Below are 2,231 nucleotides of genomic sequence, written 5' to 3' on the forward strand. Positions count from 1 at the left end.
GCCGCACTTGGATATATCCATTTTACATTGGAGGCCAATGGATTGGTTAAATCTACAAATACAACCTCTTTGTTCACAGGGGCTTGTGTAGGCGAAGCAAAGAATGGCTTCACATTGGCATTCGGAATTATCGAAACGCTATCAAGTGCCACACAACCTAGAGAATTGGTAACAGCTAATTTGTAATTCCCAATACTGTCTCCAACGATTATAGCACCGAGTAATTTTTTACCCAATGGAGTGATCCATTCATATTTAGTTCCATCGGCCACAGTACCATTTACTTCAAAAGGTTTAGAAGGACAAACTTCTTTTTGCTTTGTAATATTCAATGAAATGGCAACTGGAGAAATTAGTTTTAGTATATCTGATTTTACCTCACAACCTAAAGCATCAGTTACAATTGCTTGTGCATTTTCATTATTTACAGCAAGATTTGTAATTTCAGAGGCCGTACCAGTGTAGTTGACACTATTCCAAGTGTATTTGTAAGCTCCTCTACCCGAAGTGGCCAAAACTGAAAGCTTAGCATCAGCTTTGCCAAAACATGATGGTTGAGTGTAGCTCAACTTCGCTGACATCTTTGAAGTTGAATCTTCAATGGTTGTTGCCAAAGTAGTCTCACAATTGTTTGCGTCTACAATTTTTAGGGTGTAAGTGCCGGCTTTAAGATTTTGTCTATCTAATTCCACAAAATTAGGAAGGTCACTCCATGAGGCCTTGTAAGGTTTAGTTCCACCAAATGCCGCTGTTTTAACACTCGCCTTTCCAGAAGTTTCGCAATAGTTAAGAGTTTTTGAAACTAAGTTTGCTGACAATTTTTCTGGTTGAGAGATTCTCATACTGTCTTTTTGAGAACAACCTCGACTGTCGGCTATAGTAAATTCATAAAGTCCCGCGGCTAAATTGGTCGCAGTTTCTCCTTTTGCTGAGGATGGATTTTGCCAAGTAATACTGTATGGTGATCCGAAACCTCCTGTGGTTTTAAGTTGGATGCTACCATCGCTCAAGCCAAAACAACTTACGTTTTTGGTAATTTTCTCTACGGCAATTTTACTACCAACCTCAAGGTTTGTAAATCTGCTGGAAGTAGTTCTGGTAGCACATGCTCCAACCCCAAACACATCGACTATGTATTGACCACTAGACAATTCATTTACTGATGGTATATTTAAATTTTGTGTAGTTATGTTTAGATTCGCTCCGTTTTTAAACCATCTAAACGAGCCGAAATCTGTACCTGCAATTTGGAAAGTTACTGATTCACCAATACATCTTTTTGCATCTATTGGTTGGGTGATGATTACAGGCAATGCTGTCACATTTAGGAATGAGGCCGTTGAAGTTATTGTTCCACAGGGTCCGTAAATTTCCACTGTGTAAGTTCCTTTATCTGAAGGTTTTAGGATATTGAATTCTATTTTGAAATTTGTACTGTTAGGTATTTTTTCTCCATTTTTAAACCATTGATAGCCAGTTACGACACCGTCATGTGTGGCTTCGATAATTGCACTTGAGCCCTCGCATTTGTCGGCGTTTGGAGAAATTTTCACATTGGTTATTGGAGCATTGATACTCAAAATGGCTTCGGCACTTATTGTAGTTGCGAAAGAACAAGCTCCAGAACCGTTTGCGATGGCTTTGTAAACACCGGTATCAAAACCTGCTCTAATGTTGCTTACTATTAGCGTAGCCGAATTGCTTCCCGATATGTTTCCACCGTCTACAAGATTTATTCCATCTTTTTGCCAGAAAATACTTGAAGCACTGCTTGCGGCCGCTTTGAAAATAGCGGTTTCACCCACGCATTTTGGTGTATTTACGGGGTTCAAAGAAAACACAGGTTTCAGAGCCACCGCCACGTTGATTCCAGAATGAGAGACTGTACCACATGGTCCAAAAATATCAACACTATATTCTGCAATGTCTGCAGTAGTTAGGTTGCTGAGTGTCAGACTTGAATTGGTTTGTCCAGTGATGTTGTTACTGGCTTTTTTCCACTGATAGCCGGTGATTGTTCCAGCGGCTACTACTTCGAGAGTTACATTTTCACCTTCGCATTTGCTTTGAGAAGTAGAAACCGAAGTGATACTTATCGGTGTATTTACTGTTAGGGTAGCTGCAGAGCTGGTTACGCTTTGACTCGCACAAGCACCCGCACCGAACGCTTTTACGGAGTATGTACCTGCATCGCATGTAGCACAAAGATTACTAATGGTTAAGCTCGATGA

At 40.3% G+C, this 2,231-nt stretch carries 1 protein-coding gene; it reads right to left on the minus strand.

The annotated features are described in order from the left end of the window. Window positions 1-2,231: hypothetical protein (locus EGI26_RS07205; protein WP_255077353.1), on the minus strand; the 2,231-nt coding region annotated here is incomplete at both ends.

This window comes from Lacihabitans sp. CCS-44 (genome assembly GCF_024343735.1).
In the GTDB taxonomy this organism is placed as follows: domain Bacteria; phylum Bacteroidota; class Bacteroidia; order Cytophagales; family Spirosomataceae; genus Leadbetterella.